At 66.9% G+C, this 22,399-nt stretch carries 20 protein-coding genes and 1 tRNA gene; 8 read left to right on the forward strand and 13 right to left on the reverse strand.

Annotation, left to right across the window (positions count from 1 at the left end):
* The first annotated feature begins 18 nt into the window (after positions 1-18).
* A complete protein-coding gene (gene fdhD / locus ACS5PN_RS06835) occupies positions 19-807 on the forward strand; it encodes a formate dehydrogenase accessory sulfurtransferase FdhD (RefSeq protein WP_439463174.1) in 789 nt (262 codons plus the stop codon).
* Here fdhD and ACS5PN_RS06840 read toward each other — a convergent pair.
* The 8 genes from ACS5PN_RS06840 to cysS all read right to left on the reverse strand — a co-directional run bounded on the left by ACS5PN_RS06840 (position 798) and on the right by cysS (position 9,836).
* A complete protein-coding gene (locus ACS5PN_RS06840; RefSeq protein ID WP_439463175.1) occupies positions 798-2,876 on the reverse strand; it encodes a diguanylate cyclase in 2,079 nt (692 codons plus the stop codon). The two genes, fdhD and ACS5PN_RS06840, sit on opposite strands and share 10 nt — an antisense overlap.
* Positions 2,873-3,850 carry a Bug family tripartite tricarboxylate transporter substrate binding protein gene (locus ACS5PN_RS06845; protein WP_439463176.1) on the reverse strand — a complete coding sequence of 326 codons (978 nt, stop codon included), beginning with the start codon at positions 3,848-3,850 and terminating at the stop codon, positions 2,873-2,875. The genes ACS5PN_RS06840 and ACS5PN_RS06845 overlap by 4 nt, the downstream gene beginning before the upstream one ends.
* 171 nt (positions 3,851-4,021) lie before the next feature.
* Positions 4,022-4,114: transfer RNA gene (locus tag ACS5PN_RS06850), tRNA-Ser, on the reverse strand.
* A gap of 57 nt (positions 4,115-4,171) precedes the next feature.
* Complete coding sequence (locus tag ACS5PN_RS06855; RefSeq protein WP_439463177.1) at positions 4,172-5,446, reverse strand: aspartate kinase; 1,275 nt, start codon at positions 5,444-5,446, stop codon at positions 4,172-4,174.
* A 60-nt stretch (positions 5,447-5,506) separates the two neighbouring features.
* A complete protein-coding gene (tilS, locus tag ACS5PN_RS06860) occupies positions 5,507-6,811 on the reverse strand; it encodes a tRNA lysidine(34) synthetase TilS (RefSeq protein WP_439463178.1) in 1,305 nt (434 codons plus the stop codon).
* Entirely contained in the window at positions 6,780-7,751 is a 972-nt protein-coding gene (locus ACS5PN_RS06865; RefSeq protein WP_439463179.1) for an acetyl-CoA carboxylase carboxyltransferase subunit alpha, read from the reverse strand. Before ACS5PN_RS06865 ends, tilS begins: the two co-directional genes overlap by 32 nt.
* 61 nt (positions 7,752-7,812) lie before the next feature.
* Positions 7,813-8,466 carry a DNA-3-methyladenine glycosylase family protein gene (locus tag ACS5PN_RS06870; protein ID WP_439463180.1) on the reverse strand — a complete coding sequence of 218 codons (654 nt, stop codon included), beginning with the start codon at positions 8,464-8,466 and terminating at the stop codon, positions 7,813-7,815.
* Positions 8,466-9,836, reverse strand: a complete 1,371-nt coding sequence (cysS, locus tag ACS5PN_RS06875; RefSeq protein WP_439463181.1) for a cysteine--tRNA ligase — start codon at positions 9,834-9,836, stop codon at positions 8,466-8,468. The genes ACS5PN_RS06870 and cysS overlap by 1 nt, the downstream gene beginning before the upstream one ends.
* A gap of 130 nt (positions 9,837-9,966) precedes the next feature.
* Here cysS and ACS5PN_RS06880 point away from each other — a divergent pair, with 130 nt between their 5' ends.
* The 5 genes from ACS5PN_RS06880 to ACS5PN_RS06900 are packed head-to-tail and all read left to right on the forward strand — an operon-like array spanning position 9,967 to position 13,094.
* Positions 9,967-10,482, forward strand: coding sequence for a tetratricopeptide repeat protein (locus ACS5PN_RS06880; RefSeq protein WP_439463182.1), 516 nt, complete (start codon positions 9,967-9,969; stop codon positions 10,480-10,482).
* Positions 10,483-10,496: 14 nt separating this feature from the next.
* On the forward strand, positions 10,497-11,084 hold the full coding sequence (locus ACS5PN_RS06885; protein ID WP_439463183.1) for a peptidylprolyl isomerase: 588 nt from the start codon (positions 10,497-10,499) through the stop codon (positions 11,082-11,084).
* Positions 11,081-11,578, forward strand: a complete 498-nt coding sequence (locus tag ACS5PN_RS06890; protein ID WP_439463184.1) for a peptidylprolyl isomerase — start codon at positions 11,081-11,083, stop codon at positions 11,576-11,578. The genes ACS5PN_RS06885 and ACS5PN_RS06890 overlap by 4 nt, the downstream gene beginning before the upstream one ends.
* On the forward strand, positions 11,575-12,321 hold the full coding sequence (locus ACS5PN_RS06895) for a UDP-2,3-diacylglucosamine diphosphatase (protein ID WP_439463185.1): 747 nt from the start codon (positions 11,575-11,577) through the stop codon (positions 12,319-12,321). The genes ACS5PN_RS06890 and ACS5PN_RS06895 overlap by 4 nt, the downstream gene beginning before the upstream one ends.
* Positions 12,321-13,094, forward strand: coding sequence for a zinc-dependent peptidase (locus ACS5PN_RS06900; protein WP_439463702.1), 774 nt, complete (start codon positions 12,321-12,323; stop codon positions 13,092-13,094). The genes ACS5PN_RS06895 and ACS5PN_RS06900 overlap by 1 nt, the downstream gene beginning before the upstream one ends.
* A gap of 48 nt (positions 13,095-13,142) precedes the next feature.
* On the opposite strand, the gene clpA is transcribed toward ACS5PN_RS06900, so the two are convergent.
* Both clpA and clpS read right to left on the reverse strand, forming a co-directional pair.
* Positions 13,143-15,470 (reverse strand): ATP-dependent Clp protease ATP-binding subunit ClpA, encoded by a 2,328-nt coding sequence (gene clpA, locus ACS5PN_RS06905; protein WP_439463186.1) that lies wholly within the window; start codon positions 15,468-15,470, stop codon positions 13,143-13,145.
* Entirely contained in the window at positions 15,467-15,847 is a 381-nt protein-coding gene (clpS, locus tag ACS5PN_RS06910; RefSeq protein ID WP_439463187.1) for an ATP-dependent Clp protease adapter ClpS, read from the reverse strand. The genes clpA and clpS overlap by 4 nt, the downstream gene beginning before the upstream one ends.
* Before the next feature lie 183 nt (positions 15,848-16,030).
* Between clpS and ACS5PN_RS06915 the strand changes: the two genes are divergently transcribed.
* Both ACS5PN_RS06915 and ACS5PN_RS06920 read left to right on the forward strand, forming a co-directional pair.
* Positions 16,031-16,270, forward strand: coding sequence for a cold shock domain-containing protein (locus ACS5PN_RS06915; protein WP_439463703.1), 240 nt, complete (start codon positions 16,031-16,033; stop codon positions 16,268-16,270).
* 163 nt (positions 16,271-16,433) lie between these two features.
* Positions 16,434-18,674: an NADP-dependent isocitrate dehydrogenase gene (locus ACS5PN_RS06920; RefSeq protein WP_439463188.1), complete on the forward strand. Its 2,241-nt coding sequence runs from the start codon at positions 16,434-16,436 to the stop codon at positions 18,672-18,674.
* Positions 18,675-18,982: 308 nt separating this feature from the next.
* Here the strand turns inward: ACS5PN_RS06920 and icd are convergent, their stop codons facing one another.
* Genes icd through hemN form a run of 3 tightly spaced genes read right to left on the reverse strand, consistent with a single transcriptional unit; the run spans position 18,983 to position 22,299 of the window.
* Positions 18,983-20,239: an NADP-dependent isocitrate dehydrogenase gene (icd, locus tag ACS5PN_RS06925; protein WP_439463189.1), complete on the reverse strand. Its 1,257-nt coding sequence runs from the start codon at positions 20,237-20,239 to the stop codon at positions 18,983-18,985.
* Between the two features lie 51 nt (positions 20,240-20,290).
* A complete protein-coding gene (locus tag ACS5PN_RS06930) occupies positions 20,291-20,917 on the reverse strand; it encodes an urease accessory protein UreH domain-containing protein (RefSeq protein WP_439463190.1) in 627 nt (208 codons plus the stop codon).
* Positions 20,917-22,299, reverse strand: coding sequence for an oxygen-independent coproporphyrinogen III oxidase (hemN, locus tag ACS5PN_RS06935; protein ID WP_439463191.1), 1,383 nt, complete (start codon positions 22,297-22,299; stop codon positions 20,917-20,919). The genes ACS5PN_RS06930 and hemN overlap by 1 nt, the downstream gene beginning before the upstream one ends.
* Between the last annotated feature and the right edge of the window lie 100 nt (positions 22,300-22,399).

The raw sequence follows: 22,399 nt of genomic DNA on the forward strand, positions 1-22,399 counted from the left end.
GGCTCCTATCATGCTGCCATGCCCGCTGCCGAAGACCTGTCGCCCCTCATTCCTGAGCCGCTGCTGACGCTGCGTCCCCACGGCGCCACGGCCGACGAGCAGGTCGCCGTGGAGATGCCGGTGGCGTTGACGGTCAACGAGGTGTCCCAGGCCGTCATGCTCGCCACGCCGGCCGATCTGGAGGACTTCGCGCTGGGCTTTGCACTCAGCGAGGGCTGGATCACGTCGCGGCGCGAACTGCTCGACGTGGAGGTGCTCGCCCAGGCCGATGGCATCGAGCTGGCCTTGCGCGTGACCGCCGCGCGCGAGCAGCACCTGAAGGCGCGCCGCCGCATGCTGGCCGGCCGCACCGGTTGCGGCCTGTGCGGGCTGGAGAGCCTGGCCCAGTTGGGCGCGGTGCAGCCCGCACCGGTGCAGGCGCCCGCGTTGGCCGCCGGCGCGCTGGACCGCGCATTGGCCGGCATGCGTGCGGCGCAAGTGCTGAATGCACGCTGCGGCGGCCTGCACGCCGCGGCTTGGTGCCACCTCGACGGCGAGCTGCAATGGGCCCGCGAAGACATCGGTCGCCACAACGCGCTGGACAAGCTGGCCGGCGCCCTCGCCCGGCGCGACACGGACGCCCGCGAAGGCTTCGTGCTGATGTCCAGCCGCGCCAGCTACGAGCTGGTACACAAGACCGCGATGGCCGGCATCGGCCTGCTGGCCTGCATGTCGGCGCCCAGCAGCCTGGCGATCTCAACGGCGCAGGGCCTGGGCCTGCAGCTCTGGGCCTTTGTGCGCGAAGGCCGCGCGACGCGCTACGCCTGACGGTCGCTCAGCGCCAAAGGCTCAGAAGGCCGCGCCTCGGCCTCGCCCTCGCCAGCCAGGAAGCAGCGCATGACGACCTGATCGCGCCCGCCCCGCTTGGCCTCGTACAGGGCCTCGTCTGCCGCGGCATACATGACGTCGGGCGTCAGGCCGGAACTCGGCGCCGCCCACCACGCCAGGCCGAAGCTGGCCGTCACCACCTTCTGCGGGCTGCCCTCATGCGGCAGGCCCAGGGCGTGCAGGGCCGCATTGAGCTGGCCGACGAAATGCAGGGCTGTCTCCGCCGACGTGGCCGAGAAGATCACGCCGAACTCCTCGCCACCGAGGCGGAACAAAGCATCGGTCGAGCGCTTCAGGCTGTCTTTCAGGGTCTGGGCCAGGGCCTTGAGGACGGCATCGCCGGCCTGGTGGCCGTAGCGGTCGTTGTAGGCCTTGAAGTGGTCCACGTCGAGCATGCACAGGGCCACGGCCTGGCCGCGCTGGGCGCCGGCCAAGGCGGCCAGGCAGACATCGTTAAAATGGCGCCGGTTGAAGGCACCGGTCAGCGCGTCCACGATGGCCAGGTCGCGCAGCTGGCGGTTGGCGGCCTCCAGGGCGCGGGCATCGTCGTGCAGGCGCTGCTCGTCGGCCTTGCGGCGCGAGATGTCCATGTGGGTGCCGGCCAGGCGCAGCGGCCGGCCCTCGGCGTCACGCTCGAAGACGCTGCCATTGCTCTGCACCCAGATCCAGCGGCCATCGGCATGGCGCATGCGGAACTCGGCCGTGTAGCGCTCGTCGGCGCCGCTGAAGTGGCGCTTCATGGCCAGGCTGGCCTCGATGAGGTCACCGGGATGGCACAGCCTCTCCCAGGTCGTGCCGGTCACGGGCTCCAGCTCCGCGCGCGTGCGGCCCAGCATCTGGGCCCAGCGCTCGTTGATGTCCAGCTGGCCGCTGTCGATATGCCAGTCCCAGGTGCCGGCGGCGGTGCCATCCAGCACATTGGCCATGCGCTGGCGGTCTTCGGCCAGCACGGCCTCGGTCCTCTCCAGGCGCCGACGGATGACGAGGCTGCGGGCCACCGCGACCGCGACCAGCAGGCTGGCGAGGCTGCCGGCGGCCAGGGTCAGCAGGGGCGTCCGGTCGCTCTCGGCGGCAAGCGCTCCGGGCCGGGGCCTGAGCACCAGCTCCCAGGGCCGGCCACCCACGTCCACATTGAGGGCGGTGTCGCGCTCGTTGGACTGGAAGGGCTCGCTGCCCGCGGACGAGTAGATCAGCCGGTGCTTCTCTTCCTGGTCGAAGACGAAGACGTCCAGGCCATTGGCGTCGGCGCGCAGCGCTGCCTCGGACATCAGCGCCGGCAGTTCGATGACACCGGCCAGATAGCCGGCCAGCTCGCGGCGGCGCGCCTCGACGCCCTCGGGCCGGGGCGAGCGATAGACAGGAGCGGACACCGCAAAGCCGGTCACGGCCGCGCCGGGCTGGCCACGACGGATCAGCGGGAAGGTCTCGGAGGCGATGGGCACGCCCGCGTCGCGGGCCAGCAGCTTGGAGCGCATGCGGCGTGGGTCGAAGGCCATGTCCACGCCCACCGCAGCGCCCATCTCGGGCCAGGAATAGCGCACCGGCACGTGCACGTCACGCTCGCGGGCCGGCACGAAACCATCGCCCTGGTAGTCCGGCGCCGGTTCAACGACGCGATAGCCAGGCTGCTCCAGGTTGGCCCGGCTCTCGAACTCGGCCAGCTGGGCGTGCGGCACGACGGGCTGCCACTCCAGCAGCGTCAACGCCGTCGCATCGTTCGCCAGGCTGGTGCCGTAGCGCGCAAACTGGGCGCGCGTCAGCTCGGCCTGGGCCGACAACATCTGGCTGGCGGCCTGCAGCGTCTCCACCGTCCTCACCAGCTGCAAGTCAAAGGCGCTGACGACGCTCTGCCCCATCGCGTTCAGCAGCTCGCGCTGCTGGCTGGCGGCCTTGAGCGCCAGCGATCGATAGGCGCCGAGGCTGCCTGCCAGGCCCACCGCCAGGATGAGCACGACCAGCGCGGCGTCCACGATCGAAGGCCAGATGCGGCGACGCGGGTTTGCGCTCATGGCCGGGTCTCCAGCGTCGTCACGAGGCGCTCGTAGAACTGCGCCTGCTGGCGCAGATAGTGCGCGGGATCCTTGATGGCTTGGATGCGGGCGGATGCGCCCAGGGCTTCGGTGCCCGCCTGCCATTCGGGGTCGACCGCCACCTTGTCGAGCACGGCGCGCCAACGTTCGATGGCCTCGGCCGGCATGCCTGCCGGCCCGAGCAGGGCCGACCAGCCCTGCAGCTGCTGCATGTCACGCAGGCCCAGTTCCGCGGCGTTCTTCAGCCCCGGCAGCGACTTCAGGCGCCCCTGGGCCGTCGTCATCAGGCCCCGCAGCGCCCCCGACTGCACCGCCGGCACGACCGTACGCGCGTTGTTGCAGCTGAAGTCGACCTCGCCATTGACCAGGGCCTGGGTGGCCAGCGAGCCCTGGCCGAGGTGCAGGGGCCGGGCCGCATCGGCAGGCAGGCCGTTCAATGCCAGCAGGTAGCGCACGGCCAGGTTCTGCAGGGTTCCGGCACCCGCCGTGCTGTAGCGCAGCTTGCCCGGCGTTGCGGCAATGGCGGCCAGCAGTTCCCGCAGCGACTGGATGGGGGTGCCGGTGCGAACGGCGCAGATGAGCGGCGCCTGGTCCAGCACCGCCAGCACGGTGAATTGACTCACGGGCGGGGCGGTGCCGGGTGACAGGGCCGGCAGGATGGCCACGCTGCCCACCCGGGCGAGCAACAGGGTCTGGCCATCGGGTGCAGCCTGCTTGACCGCCCTGCCCGCCGCGGCGCCCGACTCGGCGGTCAGATGGATGATCTCGAAACCCGTGCCACCGACACGCGTCGCGCTCTGGATGAAGTTGCGAGCCGAGCCGTCGGCCTCGCCGCCGGCCATGAAGGGCACGAACACCTTCACGGTCGCGGACGTCGTGGCTGCGGCATGCACGGCGGCGCCGGTCAGCACACCACTGATCAGCGCAGCGAGGGCGCAAAACGCCCTTCCCAACCTATTTCTTGTTTTGAACGCCACGCAGCGATCATAAATAACCGAATCCGGGTCCGATTTGGCAAATTTGGACTCGAAACGGTTAATTCGTGACGAATCGCCCGGAAGCGTCGCGATGATGGCGGCGCCCAAAAAGAAAAAGCCCGTCGATTGACGGGCTTTGAATGTGTCTGGCGGAGACGGAGGGATTCGAACCCTCGATGCAGGTTTTGCCCACATACTCCCTTAGCAGGGGAGCACCTTCGGCCACTCGGTCACGTCTCCAGCACAGCCACGCATTCTATACCAGCGCGGCGCCCTCTCAGAGGGAAATCAGTTTTTTCAGGCCGCGGCCGCTTCCTGATCCAGATCGAAGGCCTTGTGGAGCGCGCGAACCGCCAGCTCCATGTACTTCTCGTCGATGACGACGCTGGTCTTGATCTCGCTGGTCGAGATCATCTGGATGTTGATGCCCTCTTCCGACAGCGCGCGGAACATCTTGCTGGCCACGCCGACATGCGAGCGCATGCCGATGCCGACGATGGAGACCTTGCAGATCTTGGGATCGCCGACGACCTTGCTGGCGTTGGTGGCCGGGCCGACGGTGTTCTGCAGCAGCTCCATCGTGCGCGCATAGTCGTTGCGGTGCACGGTGAAGGAGAAGTCGGTCTTGCCGTCGTGGGAGACGTTCTGGATGATGACGTCGATGTCGATGTTGGCCTCGGCCACCGGGCCCAGGATCTGGAAGGCGATGCCGGGCTTGTCGGGCACGCCGAGCAGCGTCACCTTGGCCTCGTCACGGTTGAAGGCAATGCCCGAAACGACGGCTTGTTCCATTTTTTCGTCCTCTTCAAAACTGATCAGGGTGCCGGACTTGGCTTCTTCGTTGATGTCGATGTCCCAGGGCGTGAAGCTGGACAGCACACGCAGCGGCACGCGGTATTTGCCGGCGAATTCCACCGAGCGGATCTGCAGGATCTTGGAGCCCAGCGATGCCATCTCCAGCATCTCTTCGAAGCTGATGGTGTGCAGGCGGCGCGCCTCGGGCACGATGCGCGGATCGGTCGTGTAGACGCCGTCCACGTCGGTATAGATCAGGCATTCGTCGGCCTTCATCGCGGCGGCAATCGCCACGGCCGAGGTGTCGGAACCGCCACGGCCCAGCGTCGTGATGTTGTTGTCGGCGTCGATGCCCTGGAAGCCGGCGATGACGACGACCTTGCCCTCGGCCAGGTCGGCGCGCACGCGCTTGTCGTCGATGCTCTCGATGCGGGCCTTGGTGTAGGAGGAGTCGGTCGCGACCGGCACCTGCCAGCCCGTGTAGCTGACGGCCTGCACGCCTTCAGCCTGCAGCGCGATGGCCAGCAAGCCGACCGAGACCTGCTCGCCGGTGGCGGCGATCATGTCCAGTTCGCGGTTGACTTCCGCGCTCATGCTGGCGGGCGACAGCTCCTTGGCCAGGCCGAGCAGGCGGTTGGTCTCGCCGCTCATCGCCGAGGGCACCACCACCATCTGGTGGCCGGCACGCACCCATTTGGCAACGCGCTTGGCAACGTTGCGGATGCGATCGGTGGAACCCATTGAGGTGCCGCCGTACTTGTGGACGATCAGAGCCATGAGATTGAGCGAAGGCTGAGGACGGAGCCGCCGGGACGGCATGCTCGCAAACCCCTGATTTTATGCGGCAGTCCCGCCCTCGCCTTCGCTCTGCGTCAAGGCTGAGTCCTCGAGCCAGCGCAAAGACAGCTGTGGCTCATCTTGATCGGCGAAGGCACGGGCGTCCAACCCCAGGCCGGCGACGGCGATGAGGCGCTCCTGGGCATCGAACAGCAAGGGGCCGGCGCGACGCCAGGGTGGCAGGCCGGCCTCCTGGCTGGCCTTCTTCAGGCTGCGTGGCACGGAGGCCGGGGCGCGCTGGAAACGCTCGCCACCCGCACGGCTGCGCTGGGTCAGCTGAACCAGACGGTCTGCGGCAATGCCGCGTGAAGCCGGCTCGACGAGCCAGGCGCCGCCCCATCCAGGCTGGGGATGCAGGCCGGGGCGACGCAGGTCGAGGATGGCAGGCGGCGGAGGCCGCAAGGCTTCGGCCGCCCAATAAAGGCCGTCGCGATAGGCGTGCAATTCGCCGCCCGGCGCGGGCCAGGACAAGGTCGAGCCAGGCTGCCACTCCGTCAGCAAGCGTTCGACCAGACTGGTCGGCGCGACCGTATGCGGGGCCAGCCAGGCCCGCAGCGCATTGCTGGCGCGAGCGGGCGACAGGCCGGCCAGCGCGACCAGGTCCAGGCGCTCGGGCGTCGACAGGCGCGCCAGATCCTCGGCCGCCACTTCCGCCGCCAGTGCCTCAACCTGCTGGGCCCAGCGCGCCGCCTGGGCCAAGCCGGCTTCGGCCGCCGGGAATGCCGGCCACAGCGTCTGGCGCAGCCGGTTGCGGGCGTAGCGCGCATCGGCATTGCTCGGGTCTTCGATCCAGCTCAGCGCATGCTGCTGTGCATAGGCACGAATGAGTTCGCGCGGCCGGTCCAGCCAGGGTCGGGCCCAGCACAGGCCGTCGCGCCATTGCGCCCTGGGCATGCCCGACAGCCCAGCGGTGCCGGCACCTCGCATGGCCTGCAGCAGAAAGGTCTCGGCCTGGTCCTGGCGATGGTGGGCCAGCAGCAGCAGATCGGCGCCAGCGGCGATGGCCATGTCATGCAGGGCCAGGTGTCGCCCTTCGCGGGCCCAGGCTTCGATGCTGTCGCCTCGCCCCGGCGCGCCGCTCAGCCGCGTGCAGGCAAAGCCGGCGGCGCACTCGCGCGCCACGCGCTCGCAATGCGCCGCCCAGTCGTTGGCCTGCGGCTGCAAGCCGTGGTGGACATGAAGTGCGACGACCCTGGTGCCTTCCGCCGCGCGGGCGGTGGCATGCAACAGGGCCGTGGAATCGAGGCCGCCGCTGAAGGCGACGGCGACCGCTTTACCGGTTCTTGGTGTCGCTGAAGCGGCCATAGGCCTGGACGCGCTCGTAGCGGCGATCCAGCAGCTCGCGGGTCTTGAGGTCGCTGACCTGGCGCAGCGAGTCGGACAGCGCGCGCTTCAGGTTGGACGCCATCTGCTTGGCGTCGCGGTGGGCGCCGCCCACCGGCTCGTTGACGATCTTGTCGATCAGGCCCAGGGCCTTCAGGCGGTGGGCCGTGATACCCAGGGCCTCGGCCGCGTCAGACGCGCGCTCGCTGCTCTTCCACAGGATGGAGGCGCAGCCTTCGGGCGAGATGACGGAATAAGCCGCGAATTGCAGCATCAGCACCTGGTCGGCCACGCCGATGGCCAGGGCGCCGCCCGAGCCGCCTTCGCCGATGACGGTGGCGATGATGGGCACTTCCAGCTGGGCCATCTCGAGGATGTTGCGGCCGATGGCCTCGGACTGGCTGCGCTCCTCGGCACCGATCCCGGGGTAGGCGCCCATGGTGTCGATGAAGGTGAAGACGGGCAGGCCGAACTTCTCGGCCAGCTTCAGCAGGCGCAGCGCCTTGCGATAGCCCTCGGGGCGCGGCATGCCGAAGTTGCGCAGCGTGCGCTCCTTGGCGTCGCTGCCGCGCTGGTGGCCGATGACCATGCAGGCCTGGCCGTTGAAGCGTGCGATGCCGCCAACGATGGCAGCGTCATCGGCGAAGTGGCGGTCACCGTGGAGTTCCTGGAACTCGGTGAAGACCTCCGCGCAATAGTCCAGGGTCTGCGGACGCTGCGGGTGGCGGGCCACTTGGTAGACCTGCCAAGGCGCGACGTTGGAATAGACGTCCTTGGTCAGCTGCTGGCTTTTCTTGGAGAGGCGGTCGATCTCTTCCGAGATGTCGACGGCCGACTCGCTCTGCACATAGCGCAGCTCTTCGATCTTGGTCTCGAGCTCGGCAATGGGTTGCTCAAACTCTAGAAAGTGCTTTTTGCTCATCAGTCGTCCTGACATCAAACGCCCACCATCTTTCTACCGCGCCAAGGCGGTAGGACGTGGGCTAGTAATCCACGGGTAGTGGATCCAGGCTGCGCCAAATGTACCAAACCGCAACCGAGCGGTAAGGCGCCCAGGCGTCGCCGACTTCGCGGGCCTCGGCTCGTGACACGGGCTCGCCGGAGAAGTAGTTCAGGCTGATGCCCTTCAACAGCCCGATGTCATCCAGGGGCATCACGTTGGGGCGCATCAGGTGAAAAATCAAGAACATCTCAGCCGTCCAGCGGCCGATGCCACGAATGGCGACCAGTTCTTCAATGATGGCTTCGTCGTCCATCTGCGCCCATTGGCGCACATGAACCTGGCCGGAGTCGAAATGCTTGGCCAGATCGGCCAGGTATTCGACCTTGCGAGCCGACAAACCGGCGGCGCGCTGCTCTTCCACCGTCAAGGCCAGCACGGCGGAGGGCTGGAACTTCGGCGCGAGCGCCACCCAGCGGTTCCAGACCGACTGAGCCGCCTTGACCGAGATCTGCTGGCCGACGATGGAACGGGCCAGCGTGGCGAAGGCATCGCCGCGGCTTTGCAGGCGGGCCTCACCGAACTGCGGGATGAGCTTCTTCATGACCCGGTCGCGCTTGACCAGATGCTTGCAGGCATCATCCCAGTAGGCCGGGATCACTTCAGGTGCGACCTCGGCAGGGGTCTTGGATGCCATCAGCTCTTCACCCAGGTCGTGCCGCCGGCACCGTCCTTCAGCGTGATGCCCTTGGCCGTCAGCTCGGCGCGAATGGCATCAGCGCCGGCAAAGTCCTTGGCCGCCTTGGCCGCGGCACGCGCGGCGATGCGCTCCTCGATCCAGGCCGCCTCATCGCTGGAGCCGCCCTGCAGGTAGGCGCGCGGCGCCTGCTGCAGGATGCCGAGCACACCGGCAAGGGCCTTCAGCAGGCCGGCACGCTGGGGCGAGCGGTCACGGTTGACCTCGTTGACCAAGTCGAACAGCACGGCGATGGCGCCCGGCGTACCGAAGTCCTCGTCCATGGCCGTCTTGAAGGCGGCGGCGCTGGGCTCGGTCCAGTCGATGGCCACGTCGGCGGGCGGCACGGCGTCCAGCGCCGTGTACAGACGCGTCAGCGCCGTGCGGGCGTCTTCGAGGTGGGCGTCGCTGAAATTGAACGGCCGGCGGTAGTGGGTGCGCAGCATGAAGAAGCGCAGCGTCTCGCCGTCGAACTTCTGCAGCACGTCGCGGATGGTGAAGAAGTTGCCCAGGCTCTTGGACATCTTCTCGCCGTCGACGTTCAGGAAGCCGTTGTGCAGCCAGTATTTGGCGAAGTCGTAACCGGCACCCTGGCTCTGGGCGATCTCGTTCTCGTGGTGGGGGAACTGCAGGTCGGTGCCGCCACCATGGATGTCGAAGGCCTCGCCCAGCAGGGCGCAGCTCATGGCCGAGCATTCGATATGCCAGCCAGGGCGACCCTCGCCAAAGGGCGCGGCCCATTTGGCGTCGGCCGGCTCCTCGGCCTTGGCGGCCTTCCACAACACGAAGTCCAGCGGGTCGAGCTTGCCGTCGTCCACGGCGACGCGCTCGCCGGCACGCAGGTCGTCAATGCTCTTGCCGCTCAACTTGCCGTATCCGTCGAACTTGCGCACCGCGTAGTTCACGTCGCCACCTTCGGCACGGTAAGCCAGGCCACGCTGCTCGAGGCGCTCGATCAGCGACAGCATCTGCGGCACGTATTCGGTCGCACGCGGCTCATGGTCAGGCCGCAGCAGACCGACGGCGGCGAAGTCCTCGTGCATCGCGGCGGACATCTCCTCGGTCAGCTGACGGATGGTGATGCCACGCTCGACAGCGCGCTTGATGATCTTGTCGTCGATGTCGGTGATGTTGCGCACATAGGTGACGTCCAGTCCGCTGGCGCGCAGCCAGCGGTAGATGACGTCGAACGCCATGTTCATGCGCAGATGCCCCATGTGACACAGGTCGTAGACCGTGATGCCGCAGACGTACATGCGCACTTGGCCAGGCACGAGCGGTCGGAAGTCTTCGAGAGTGCGACTGAGGGAATTGAAAACGCGCAGGGACATGGAGAAACGGGCCGCAGCCACCAACAAGAAGCCCCGCACCGGGTCCGCCCAGGCGGGGCTCATAGAATGAATTCAGTATAGCGGCCGACCTTCGCCGTCGTCCTTTTCGCCGCCCCCCGCGACAACCCTCATGCGCCTGCCCCTCCCCACCTTCCTGCTGCTCGCTGTACTGGCCGCGGCGCCCGCCCGGGCCGACGATCTGGCCAGCGCTCAGCGCCTGTGGCTGGCCGGCCAGAAGACCCAGGCCGTCGACCAGATCGAACAGGCCCTGACCCGCCAGCCCGACGACCTGCAGCTGCGCTTCGCCCTGGGCGTCATGCGCATGGAACTGGGCGACCGCGCCCAGGCCATGACCATCTTTACGCGCCTGACCCAGGACTTCCCCGACCTGGCTGACCCCTACAACAATCTCGCCGTGCTGCATGCCGCCGCGGGCGAGCTGGACGAGGCCAAGGCGGCGCTGGAGCAAGCCCTGCTGCTGCATCCCGAACATGCCCAGGCGCAGGAGAATCTCGGCGATGTGCTGGTGCGCCTGGCCCTGCGCGCCTACCAGCGCGCCCAGAAGTCTTCGGTGATGGCGAGCGACGCCCTGAACACCAAGATCAACCGCACGCTGGCCCTGACCCGCGAGCTGCGCCCCCGCTAACCTGCACGCCTCCCATGACCAAGTTCATTCCCCTTCTCCTCGCCGGCCTGCTGGCCACGCTGGGCGTCCAAGCCCAGACCGTCAAGCTGCAGACGACCGAGGGTGACATCCGCATCGAGCTGAATGCCGAGAAGGCCCCCAAGTCGGTCGCCAACTTCGTCCAGTACGTGAAGGCCGGCCACTACAACGGCGTCGTCTTCCACCGCGTCATCGAGAGCTTCATGATCCAGACCGGCGGCTATGACGCCAAGCTGGCCCAACGCCCGCAGCAGATGCTGCAGCCGCGCCCGACCAAGCCGCCCATCCCGCTGGAATCGCACAACGGCCTGGCCAATGTCCGCGGCAGCGTCGCCATGGCGCGCACCAACGACCCGAACTCGGCCACCGCGCAGTTCTTCATCAACGTCGTCGACAACCCCATGCTCGACGGCGAGCCCGACAATCCCGCCTCCGGCTACGCCGTCTTCGGCCAGGTCATCGAGGGCATGGACGTGGTCGACAAGATCCGCATGGCCCCGGTCGCGCCCTACCAGATGCACCAGCATCTGCCCGTCAACGCCATCATCATCACCAAGGCTCTCATCGAGCCCGTCAAAAAATGAGCCAAGTCAAACTCACCACCAATCACGGCGACATCCTCATCGAGCTGGACGCCGAAAAGGCACCGTTGTCGGTTGCCAACTTCCTGCAATACGTCCGCAGCGGCCACTACGATGGCACGGTCTTCCACCGCGTCATCAAGGGCTTCATGGTCCAGGGCGGCGGCTTCGAGGTCGGCATGAAGCAAAAGCCCACCGAGGCTCCCATCCAGAACGAGGCCAACAACGGCCTGAAGAACGCCCACTACACGCTGGCCATGGCGCGCACCAACGCCCCCCACTCGGCCACGGCGCAGTTCTTCATCAACACGACCAACAACGGCTTCCTGGACTTCAAGTCCGAGAGCCCGTCGGGCTGGGGCTATGCCGTCTTCGGCAAGGTCGTCGAGGGCAAGGAAGTCGTCGACAAGATCGAGAAGTCCAAGACCGCCGGCCGCGGTGGCCATGGTGACGTGCCCGTCGAGGACGTCATCATCGAGAAAGCCGTCGAGGTTTGATCCACACGCTGACGGCCCCGGCGCGGTGGCAGCAGGTCGACCTGCTGTCCGACCTGCACCTCGGGCCGGACACGCCGGGCACACTGGCCCGGCTTGAAAAACATCTCGCCGAGACTCCTGCGCAGGCGGTGCTGCTGCTCGGCGACATCTTCGAGGTCTGGGTCGGCGACGACGCCCGCCACGAGCCCTTCGAGGCCGGCGTCGTGCGCCTGCTGCGTGAGGCCTCGACGCGGCTGGACCTCTTCTTCATGCACGGCAACCGCGACTTCCTCGTCGGTGCCGCGCTGCTGGCCGACGCCGGCATGTCCGCCCTGCCCGACCCGACCGTGCTCGAGGCCTTTGGCCAGCGCTGGCTGCTGGTGCACGGCGACGCCCAATGCCTGGACGACAAGGCCTACCAGGCCTTCCGTCAGCAGGTGCGCTCACCCGCATGGCAGGCTCAGTTGCTGACCCAGCCGCTGGCCGCCCGCCAGGCCCTGGGCCGGCAGATGCGCGAAGGCAGCAAGGCCGCCCAGGCCCGGCAGTTGATGGCGACGGACCTGGATGCCGAGGCCTGCCGCGCGTTGCTGCGCGAGGTCAACGCCAGGACCATGATCCACGGCCACACCCACCGCCCGGCCGAGCATGACCTGGGCGACGGTTGGCGCCGCGTTGTGCTGTCCGACTGGGATCTGGATGCCAAGCCGCCGCGCGGCGATGTGATCCGACTGTCAGCCGCCGGACTGCAACGCCTGCCGCTGTGATCCTGAAGGCCCTTCGCAACTGGCGCGAGCAACGCGCCGTCGAGCGCCATGCCATCCCCGATGCGCTGTGGCAGCTGACGCTGCTGCGCTACCCCTTCCTGGCCCAGCGCAGCGAGGACGACCTGAACGAACTGCGCAAGCTGTGCAGCCTCTTCCTGTCGACCAAGGAGTTCCACGGCGTCGGCGGCTTCGAGGTCAGCGACGAGGTGGCCGTGGCCGTCGCGGCCCAGGCCTGCCTGCCAGTGCTGCGCCTGGGCCTGTCCTGGTACGACGGCTTTGTCGGCATCGTCATGCACGAGGGCGAGGTCGTCGCCCAGCGTCGCTTCGAAGACGAGGACGGTGTCGTCCACGAGTACGACGAGGAACTGGCCGGCGAAGCCATGGAAGGCGGCCCGTTGATGCTGACCTGGAATGCCATCGCCGTCAGCGACGACCCGGCCGAGTTCGGCGCGGACGCCGTCTACAACGTCGTCATCCACGAGTTCGCCCATGTCATCGACATGCGCGACGGCGTCGCCGATGGCGTGCCGCCACTGGACGCTGAAGAGCGCGAGCGCTGGATCGGCATCATCGACACCGAGTGGGAGAAGTTCTGCGCCCGCATCGACGCCGGCGAGGAGACGCTGATCGACCCCTATGGCGGCGAGGCCGTCGAGGAGTTCTTCGCCGTCGCCGTCGAAGCCTTCTTCGTCGCCCCCGCCGCGATGCGCGCCGAGGAGCCGGCGATGTACGAGCTGCTGGCCAGCTTCTTCAGGCAGAGCCCGGCGGGCTGAAAAGAAAAGGAACGCCGAGGCGTCCCTTTCAGTTCAGAGCTGCAAGGCTCAAGCCGTCGCCGGCTCGGCCTTGGGCTTGCCGTCCTTGCTCGGCTTGGGCGGCGTGGGCTGGATGTCCAGCACCGTCTCGCCCTTGTCGTCCACGTCCACGCTCAGGCGGCCGCCATCGACCAGCTTGCCGAACAGCAGCTCGTCGGCGAGTGCACGGCGGATGGTGTCCTGGATCAGGCGTTGCATCGGCCGCGCGCCCATCAGCGGGTCGAAGCCCTTCTTGGCGAGATGCTTGCGCAGCGCGTCGGAGAAGCTGACTTCGACCTTCTTCTCCTGCAGCTGGCTTTCCAGCTGCAGCAGGAATTTGTCGACCACGCGCAGGATGATTTCCTCGTCCAGCGGGCGGAAGGAAACGATGGCGTCCAGGCGGTTGCGGAACTCCGGCGTGAACAGGCGCTTGATGTCGGCCATCTCGTCGCCCTGCTGGCGAGCGTTGGTGAAGCCGATGGTGGACTTGTTCAAGGCCTCCGCGCCCGCATTCGTCGTCATGATGATGATGACGTTGCGGAAGTCGGCCTTGCGCCCGTTGTTGTCGGTCAGCGTGCCATGGTCCATGACCTGCAGCAGCACGTTGAAGACATCCGGGTGGGCCTTCTCGATCTCGTCCAGCAGCAGCACCGAGTGCGGCTTCTTGGTGACGGCCTCGGTCAGCAGGCCGCCCTGGTCAAAACCGACATAGCCCGGAGGAGCACCGATCAGGCGGCTGACGGCATGGCGCTCCATGTACTCGGACATGTCGAAGCGGATCAGCTCGATGCCCAGGATGTAGGCGAGCTGCTTGGCCACTTCGGTCTTGCCGACGCCGGTCGGACCGCTGAACAGGAAGCTGCCCACCGGCTTGTCCGGGCGGCCCAGGCCGGAGCGCGCCATCTTGATGGCGGCGGCCAGCGCGTCCACGGCCGGGTCCTGACCGAAGACGACGCTCTTCAGGTCGCGGTCCAGGGTCTTGAGCTTGCTGCGATCGTCGCTGTTGACCGAGGCGGGCGGGATGCGCGCGATCTTGGCGACGATGTCCTCGACCTCGGCGCGGGTGATGGTCTTCTTCTGCTTGCTCTTGGGCAGGATGCGCTGGGCGGCGCCGGCCTCGTCGATGACGTCGATGGCCTTGTCCGGCAGGTGGCGGTCGTTGATGTACTTGGCCGACAGCTCGGCGGCGGCCTGCAGGGCGCCCAGGGCGTACTTGACCGAGTGGTGCTCCTCGAAGCGGCTCTTCAGCCCCTTCAGGATCTCGATGGTCTGCTCGACCGAGGGCTCGGCCACGTCGACCTTCTGGAAGCGACGGGACAGTGCCGCGTCCTTCTCGAAGATGCCGCGGTACTCGGTGAAGGTGGTGGCGCCGATGCACTTCATCGCGCCGGAACTCAGCGCCGGCTTCAGCAGATTGCTGGCGTCCAGCGTGCCGCCCGAGGCCGCGCCGGCACCGATCAGCGTGTGGATCTCGTCGATAAACAGCACGGCGTTGGGCTGGTCCTTCAGCGCCTTCAGCACCGCCTTCAGGCGCTGCTCGAAGTCGCCGCGGTACTTGGTGCCCGCCAGCAGCGCGCCCATGTCCAGCGAGTAGACGATGGCGTCGGCCAGCACTTCGGGCACTTCGCCTTCGGTGATGCGCCAGGCCAGGCCTTCGGCAATGGCCGTCTTGCCCACGCCGGCCTCACCGACGAGCAGCGGGTTGTTCTTACGGCGGCGGCACAGCACCTGCACGACGCGCTCGACCTCGGACTCGCGGCCGATCAGCGGATCGATCTTGCCGTCCTTGGCCTGCTGGTTCAGGTTCTGGGTGAACTGCTCCAGGGGCGAGGCCTTGGCATTGCCGCCCTCGCCTTCCTCGCGCTCGGCGTCCGTGCCGCCGGGGGCCTGGCCCTCGGGGTTCTTGGGCGGCTCGGGGTCGGTCTTCTTGATGCCATGGGCGATGAAGTTGACGACGTCCAGACGCGTGACGCCCTGCTGGTGCAGGTAGTAGACGGCGTGCGAATCCTTCTCGCCGAAGATGGCGACCAGCACGTTGGCGCCGGTCACTTCCTTCTTGCCGCTGCCGGTGCTCTGCACATGCATGATGGCGCGCTGGATGACGCGCTGGAAGCCCAGCGTCGGCTGGGTGTCCACCTCGTCGCTGCCGCCCACCATGGGCGTGTTTTCCTTGATGAACTGCGTCAGGCTCTTGCGCAGATCGTCCAGGTTGGCGGCACAGGCCCGCAGCACCTCTGCGGCGCTGGGGTTGTCGAGCAACGCGAGCAGCAAGTGCTCGACGGTGATGAATTCGTGCCGCTGCTGGCGCGCCTCGACGAACGCCATGTGCAAACTGACTTCAAGCTCTTGCGCAATCATGCGGCCTCCATAATGCACTGCAGGGGGTGGCCGGCACGCCGTGAGGCGGCCAGAACCAGCTCCACCTTGGTCGCGGCGACATCCTTGGTGAACACACCGCAGACCCCGCGACCCTCGTGGTGGATTTTGAGCATGATCTGCGTCGCCGTATCGAGGTCATGCCGGAAAAATTCCTGCAGAACCATGACTACAAACTCCATCGGCGTGAAATCGTCGTTCAAGAGCAGGACCTGATAGAGCCGCGGGGGCTCGGTCTTCTGGGTCTGGCGCTCGACGACGACCGCACCTTCGCCCTCGTCCTTGCCCGGCTTGATGGGCGGCACGGGCGGAGGCGGCGTCGACTGGTTTCGCGGTGAAAAAACGGGGAACACAGGCATGTCGGGATTCTATCGACGGGGGGTTTCCCTCGCCGACTGCGGGCAAGTGGAGACGCGACCCGAAATTGCAAGCAGCTTCGGGTGAACCCGGCCGGGAAGGTCCCGAATTGACGCTTTTTATTGCGCTACCAGAATCCACGTCCGCCTCCCCGGGAGGTGCCACAAAGAATTGGAGACAAGATGATGGCGCTGGGCAAAGTCAAGTGGTTCAACGATGCCAAGGGCTTTGGATTCATCGAGCCGGAAGCCGGCGGCGATGACGTCTTCGCTCATTTTTCGGCGATCCAGATGGAGGGTTTCCGAACGCTGAAGCAGGGCAGCCAGGTGCAATTCGATCTGGTGCAGGGCCCCAAGGGTCAACTCGCCCAGAACATCACGCCGATGGAAGCAGCCAGGGTCATGGAGCAGCCGCAAGCTTCCTGAGCGAAACGCCCCCCAAAAAGCCCCGTGAGCCGCAAGGCCACGGGGCTTTCGCATGGCGGGGTGCCGTTTCGGCGAGCGACTCGGCTTGCTAAAGTCCATGGCTTGCGCGCGGCGACCTGGCCGCTGCGCGCTGCAAGGATTCCCCCTTTACCGGACCACGCTCATGACCGCCGAAAAGACGACCCAGATTGTTTACACCCTGACCGATGAAGCACCGCGCCTGGCCACGGCCTCGCTGCTGCCGGTCGTTCAGGCCTTCGCGGCTCAAGCTGGCATCGACGTCGTCACCAGCGACATCTCGGTGGCCGGCCGCATCCTGGGCCAGTTCCCCGAGTTGCTGACCGAAGAACAGCGTGCGCCCGACAACCTGGCCGCCCTGGGCAAGCTGACGCTCAAGCCCGAAGCCAACATCATCAAGCTGCCCAATATCAGCGCCTCGGTGGCCCAGCTCAAGGCCGCGATCAAGGAACTGCAGGACAAGGGCTACAAGATCCCCGACTTCCCCGAGAAGCCCGAGACCGACGAGCAGAAGGACATCCGCGCGCGCTACAACAAGTGCATCGGCTCGGCCGTGAACCCGGTGCTGCGTGAAGGCAACTCCGACCGCCGCGCGCCCAAGGCCGTCAAGGAATACGCCCGCAAGAACCCGCACCGCATGGACGCCTGGAGCCAGGCTTCGCGCTCGCATGTGTCGCATATGCACGGCGGCGACTTCTATCACGGCGAAAAGTCCATGACCCTGGACCGCGCCCGCGACGTGAAGATGGAGCTCATCACCAAGAGCGGCAAGACCATCATCCTCAAGCCCAAGGTCTCGCTGCTGGACCGCGAAGTCATCGATTCGATGTTCATGAGCAAGAAGGCCCTGCTCGAGTTCTACGAAACGGAGATCGAGGACGCGCGCAAGACCGGCGTGATGTTCTCGCTGCACGTCAAGGCCACCATGATGAAGGTGAGCCACCCCATCGTGTTCGGCCACTGCGTGAAGATCTTCTACAAGGACGCATTCGCCAAGCACGCCAAGCTGTTCGACGAACTGGGCGTCAACGTCAACAACGGCATGGTGGACCTGTACACCAAGATCGCCACGCTGCCGCAAAGCACCCAGGACGAGATCAAGCGTGACCTGCACGCCTGCCACGAGCACCGCCCCGAACTGGCGATGGTGGACTCGGCCAAGGGCATCACCAACTTCCATTCGCCCAACGACATCATCGTGGACGCCTCCATGCCCGCGGCCATCCGCAGCGGCGGCAAGATGTATGGCGCCGACGGCCGCCTGAAGGATGTCAAGGCCGTGATGCCGGAGTCGACCTTCGCCCGCATCTACCAGGAGATGATCAACTTCTGCAAATGGCATGGCGCCTTCGATCCCAAGACCATGGGCACCGTGCCCAACGTCGGTCTGATGGCCCAGCAGGCCGAGGAATACGGCTCGCACGACAAGACGTTTGAAATCACCGAAGCCGGCACCGCCAACATCACCGACCTGGAAACGGGCGAAGTGCTGCTGAGCCAGGAGGTCGAGCAGGGCGACATCTGGCGCATGTGCCAGTGCAAGGACGCCGCCATCCGCGACTGGGTCAAGCTGGCTGTCAACCGCGCCCGCAACTCGGGCATGCCCGTCGTCTTCTGGCTGGACAGCTACCGCCCGCACGAGGCCCAGCTGATCCGCAAGGTCAAGATGTATCTGCACGAGCACGACACGACCGGCCTGGACATCCAGATCATGAGCCAGGTGCGCGCCATGCGTTACACACTGGAGCGCGTCATCCGCGGCCTGGACACCATCAGCGCCACCGGCAACATCCTGCGCGACTACCTGACCGACCTCTTCCCCATCATGGAGCTGGGCACCTCGGCCAAGATGCTGTCCATCGTGCCGCTGATGGCCGGTGGCGGCATGTACGAGACCGGCGCCGGCGGCTCGGCACCCAAGCACGTGCAGCAGCTGGTGGAAGAGAACCACCTGCGCTGGGACTCGCTGGGTGAATTCCTGGCCCTGGCCGTCAGCCTCGAAGATGTCGGCATCAAGACCCAGAACGCCAAGGCCAAGGTGCTGGCCAAGGCCCTGGACGCCGCCACCGGCAAGCTGCTGGACAACGGCAAGGGCCCGAGCCCCAAGACCGGCGAGATCGACAACCGCGGCAGCCACTTCTACCTGACGCTGTACTGGGCCCAGGAACTGGCCGCACAGAAGGATGACGCCGAACTGGCCGCACGCTTCAAGGCCCTGGCCGACACGCTGACCGCCAACGAAGCCAAGATCGCCGAGGAACTGAAGGCCGTCCAGGGCCAGCCGACCGACATCGGCGGCTACTTCCTGCCGGACACGGCCAAGCTGGACAAGGTCATGCGCCCCAGCGCCACCTTCAACGCGGCCTTGCAAGCGCTGGCCGGCTGATCTGCTGCACCGCAACAAAAAGGGCGCCCGTCGGGCGCCCTTTTTTTGCCTAGCAGCAGCGTTGCGTTTTCACGCTCAGGGCAAGTCCGTAATCCGACAGCAAGCCAATCGCCAGCTTCTTTCTTTACAGTCTGAAACCAGGCGTTTGCTCCTGCAATTGCCGATCACAGCCGCCTCGTGAAGCACCGCGAGACAGCCCCAAACCCCGGCCCAGAGCCGGGGTTTTCCTTTTCGGGGCGACAAAAAGCCCCGCGCTCGACGACGCGAGGCGGGGCGATGGATGAACACCGGGCCTTGCCCGATGTCGCTTACTCCATGCAGTCGATCATGACCTGGCCAAACCCCGAGCAGGACACCTGGGTCGCGCCGTCCATCAGGCGGGCGAAGTCATAGGTGACCTTCTTGCTGAGGATGGCCTTTTCCATCGAGCTGATGATGAGGTCGGCGGCAGCTGTCCAGCCCATGTGGCGCAGCATCATCTCGGCCGACAGGATCTCGGAGCCGGGGTTCACATAGTCCTTGCCGGCGTACTTGGGCGCCGTGCCGTGGGTGGCCTCGAACATGGCGATGGAGTCGCTCATGTTGGCGCCCGGCGCGATGCCGATGCCGCCGACCTGGGCGGCCAGAGCGTCGGAGACGTAGTCGCCGTTCAGGTTCAGCGTGGCGATGACGCTGTACTCCGCGGGGCGCAGGATGATCTGCTGCAGGAAGGCGTCGGCGATGACGTCCTTGATGGTGATGGACTTGCCGGTCTTGGGGTTCTTGACCTTGCACCACGGGCCGCCGTCGATGGGCTCGGCGCCGAATTCCTTCTGCGCCAGCGCGTAGGCCCAGTCACGGAAGGCACCTTCGGTGAACTTCATGATGTTGCCCTTGTGCACGATGGTGACGCTGGGCTTGTCGTTGTCGATGGCGTACTGGATGGCCTTGCGCACCAGGCGCTCGGTGCCTTCGCGGCTGACCGGCTTCACACCGATGCCGGAGGTTTCGGGGAAGCGGATCTTCTTGACGCCCATCTCGTCCTGCAGGAACTTGATGAGCTTCTTCGCCTTGTCGCTCTCGGCCTCGTACTCGATGCCGGCGTAGATGTCTTCCGAGTTCTCGCGGAAGATGACCATGTCGACCTTGTGGGGCTCCTTCACGGGGCTGGGCACGCCGTCGAAATACTGCACGGGGCGCAGGCAGACGTAGAGGTCCAGTTCCTGGCGCAGCGTGACATTCAGCGAGCGGATGCCACCGCCGACCGGCGTCGTCAGCGGGCCCTTGATGGAGACGATGTAGTCCTTGACGACCTGCAGCGTCTCTTCCGGCAGCCAGACGTCGGGGCCGTAGACCCGGGTGCTCTTCTCGCCGGCGTAGATCTCCATCCAGTGGATCTTCTTCGAGCCGCCATAGGCCTTGGCCACGGCCGCGTCCACCACCTTCAGCATGACGGGCGTGATGTCCAGGCCCGTGCCATCACCCTCGATGTAGGGAATGATGGGGTTGTTCGGCACATTCAGCGAGAAGTCGGCATTGGCGGTGATCTTCTGGCCGCCTTCAGGCACCTTGATGTGTTGGTACATGGCTTGTGGGCTTTCGAGACAAAAACGAAACCCGGCGAGTTTATGGCCGCCTCAGCAGGCCAGCCGGATCCCATGCCATATGCCTTGCGCCAGCCCCCAGCCCGCACCGGCTGCGAGGCCCAGTCCGGCCAGACGCAGGGCCAGCACGTCTCCACCCGCGCCACGCTTGAGCAGCCGCGCCCGCCACAGCGGCGCGATGGCGAGGCCCGGCGTGCTGGCCAGCGCAAAGCCGGCCATGGCCAGCGCGCCGCTGCCGGGCGAGCCCGACAGCCCGGCCAGCAGGAGTGCCGCGTGCAGCAGGCCGCAGGGCATGGCAACCCAGGCGAGTCCGGTCGCGAAGGCATGCCGCGGCGCGGGGCGCCAGCGCACCGTGCCCAGCCACGCCGGCACCCGGCCGCGCGCCAGCAGCGTCAGGCCCAGCAGCAGCATGCCCGCCTGCAGCAGGGCCCAGGCGGGTTGCAGCAGCAGGACGCGACTCGACGCAGTGGCCAGCGCCTGTGCCGATGCCGCGGCCACCGCGCCTGCGGCTGAATAGCCCAGCAGCCGCCCGACGAGCAGCCTCACCGGCCGCGGCCCGGCGGCCAGGGCACAGGGCGCGCTGCACATGGCGGCGCAATGCGGCGTAACGGCCAGGCCCATCAACGCGGCCGAGGCGATCAGCGCCGCATCCAGGCCCATCAGATGATCTTGGAGAAGCGCTCGCGGCCCGCGTCGGCCTGGCAATAGCGGTCAAACACCATGGCCACGGCGCGCACGAAATACCAGCCCAGCGGCGTCACCTGGATGGCACCGGGCTCCAGCGCCACCAGGCCCTGAGCGGCGAGCGCCACCAGGCGTTCCAGTTCGGGCGCGAAATAGGCCTGGACGTCGACCAGGTAGGACGTGGCGATGGACTCGAATTCCAGCCGGCCCTGGCACATCAGCGCCATGATGACGGCGCGCCGCACCAGGTCGTCGCGGTTCAGCGCCAGGCCGCGCTGCACGGGCAGCTGGCGCTGGTTCAGCGCATCCTCGTAGTCGGCCAGGGTCTTGGCGTTCTGCGCATAGGTGGCGCCGACGCGGCTGATGGCCGACACGCCCAGGCCGACGAGATCGCAGTCCGGCTGCGTCGAATAGCCCTGGAAGTTGCGATGCAGCAGGCCCTGGCGCTTGGCGACGGCCAGCGGGTCGCCCGGCAGCGCGAAGTGGTCCATGCCGATGTAGGCATAGCCCTCGCCGAGCAGGGCGCTGATGGCACCCGACAGCATGGCCAGCTTGTCCCCGGCCGGCGGCAGCAGCTCGGCGACGATGCGACGCTGCGGCTTGAAGCGCTGCGGCAGATGGGCATAGGCATACATCGCGATGCGATCGGGCCGCAGCCCGGCCACCTGGGCGATGGTGCGGGCGAAGCTGGCCGGCGTCTGCAGCGGCAGGCCATAGATCAGGTCGACGCTGAGGGACGCGAAACCCAGCTCGCGCGCCGATTGCATCAGCGCGGCGACGGACTCCAGCGGCTGCACCCGATGCACCGCCTTCTGCACACCGGCGTCGAAGTCCTGCACACCGAAGGACAGCCGGTTGAAGCCCAGCATGCGCAGATGGGCCAGCCGCGCCGCATCGACGGTGCGCGGGTCCACCTCGATGGACAGTTCGGCGCCGGGCAGCAGCCGGAAGCGCCGCCGCAGCATGTCCATCAGCAGGCTGAGCTCGTCGTCGGACAGGAAGGTCGGCGAACCGCCCCCCAGGTGCAGCTGCGACACCGGTGCCGCACCGCCCAGGGCCTCTGCCACGAGGTCCATCTCGACACCCAGCAGGTCCAGGTAAGGGCGCGCCCTCTCATGGTGGCGGGTGATGATCTTGTTGCAGGCGCAGTAATAGCAGAGCTGCTCGCAAAAAGGGATGTGCACATAGACCGACAGCGGCTGGATCGTGCCGCGCAGGGCCAGCGCCTGCAGATGCTGGGGCGCCTGATGAGCCTCGACGAAGCGATCGGCCGTCGGGTAGGAGGTGTAGCGCGGGCCGGCCACGTCGTGGCGGCGCAGCAGTTCGGGGTCCAGGGGTTTGTCGGTGACGGCAGCCATGCCGCCACTGTGCCCAGCAGCGACTTCAGCGGCCTTGATCCAGGTCAAGGACAGTGCGGGTGCGGCGGCGAACAATGCATTTCATGCTGACCACCCTGCC

It is taken from the genome of Roseateles sp. NT4 (genome assembly GCF_051857475.1).
Classification (GTDB): domain Bacteria; phylum Pseudomonadota; class Gammaproteobacteria; order Burkholderiales; family Burkholderiaceae_C; genus Pelomonas.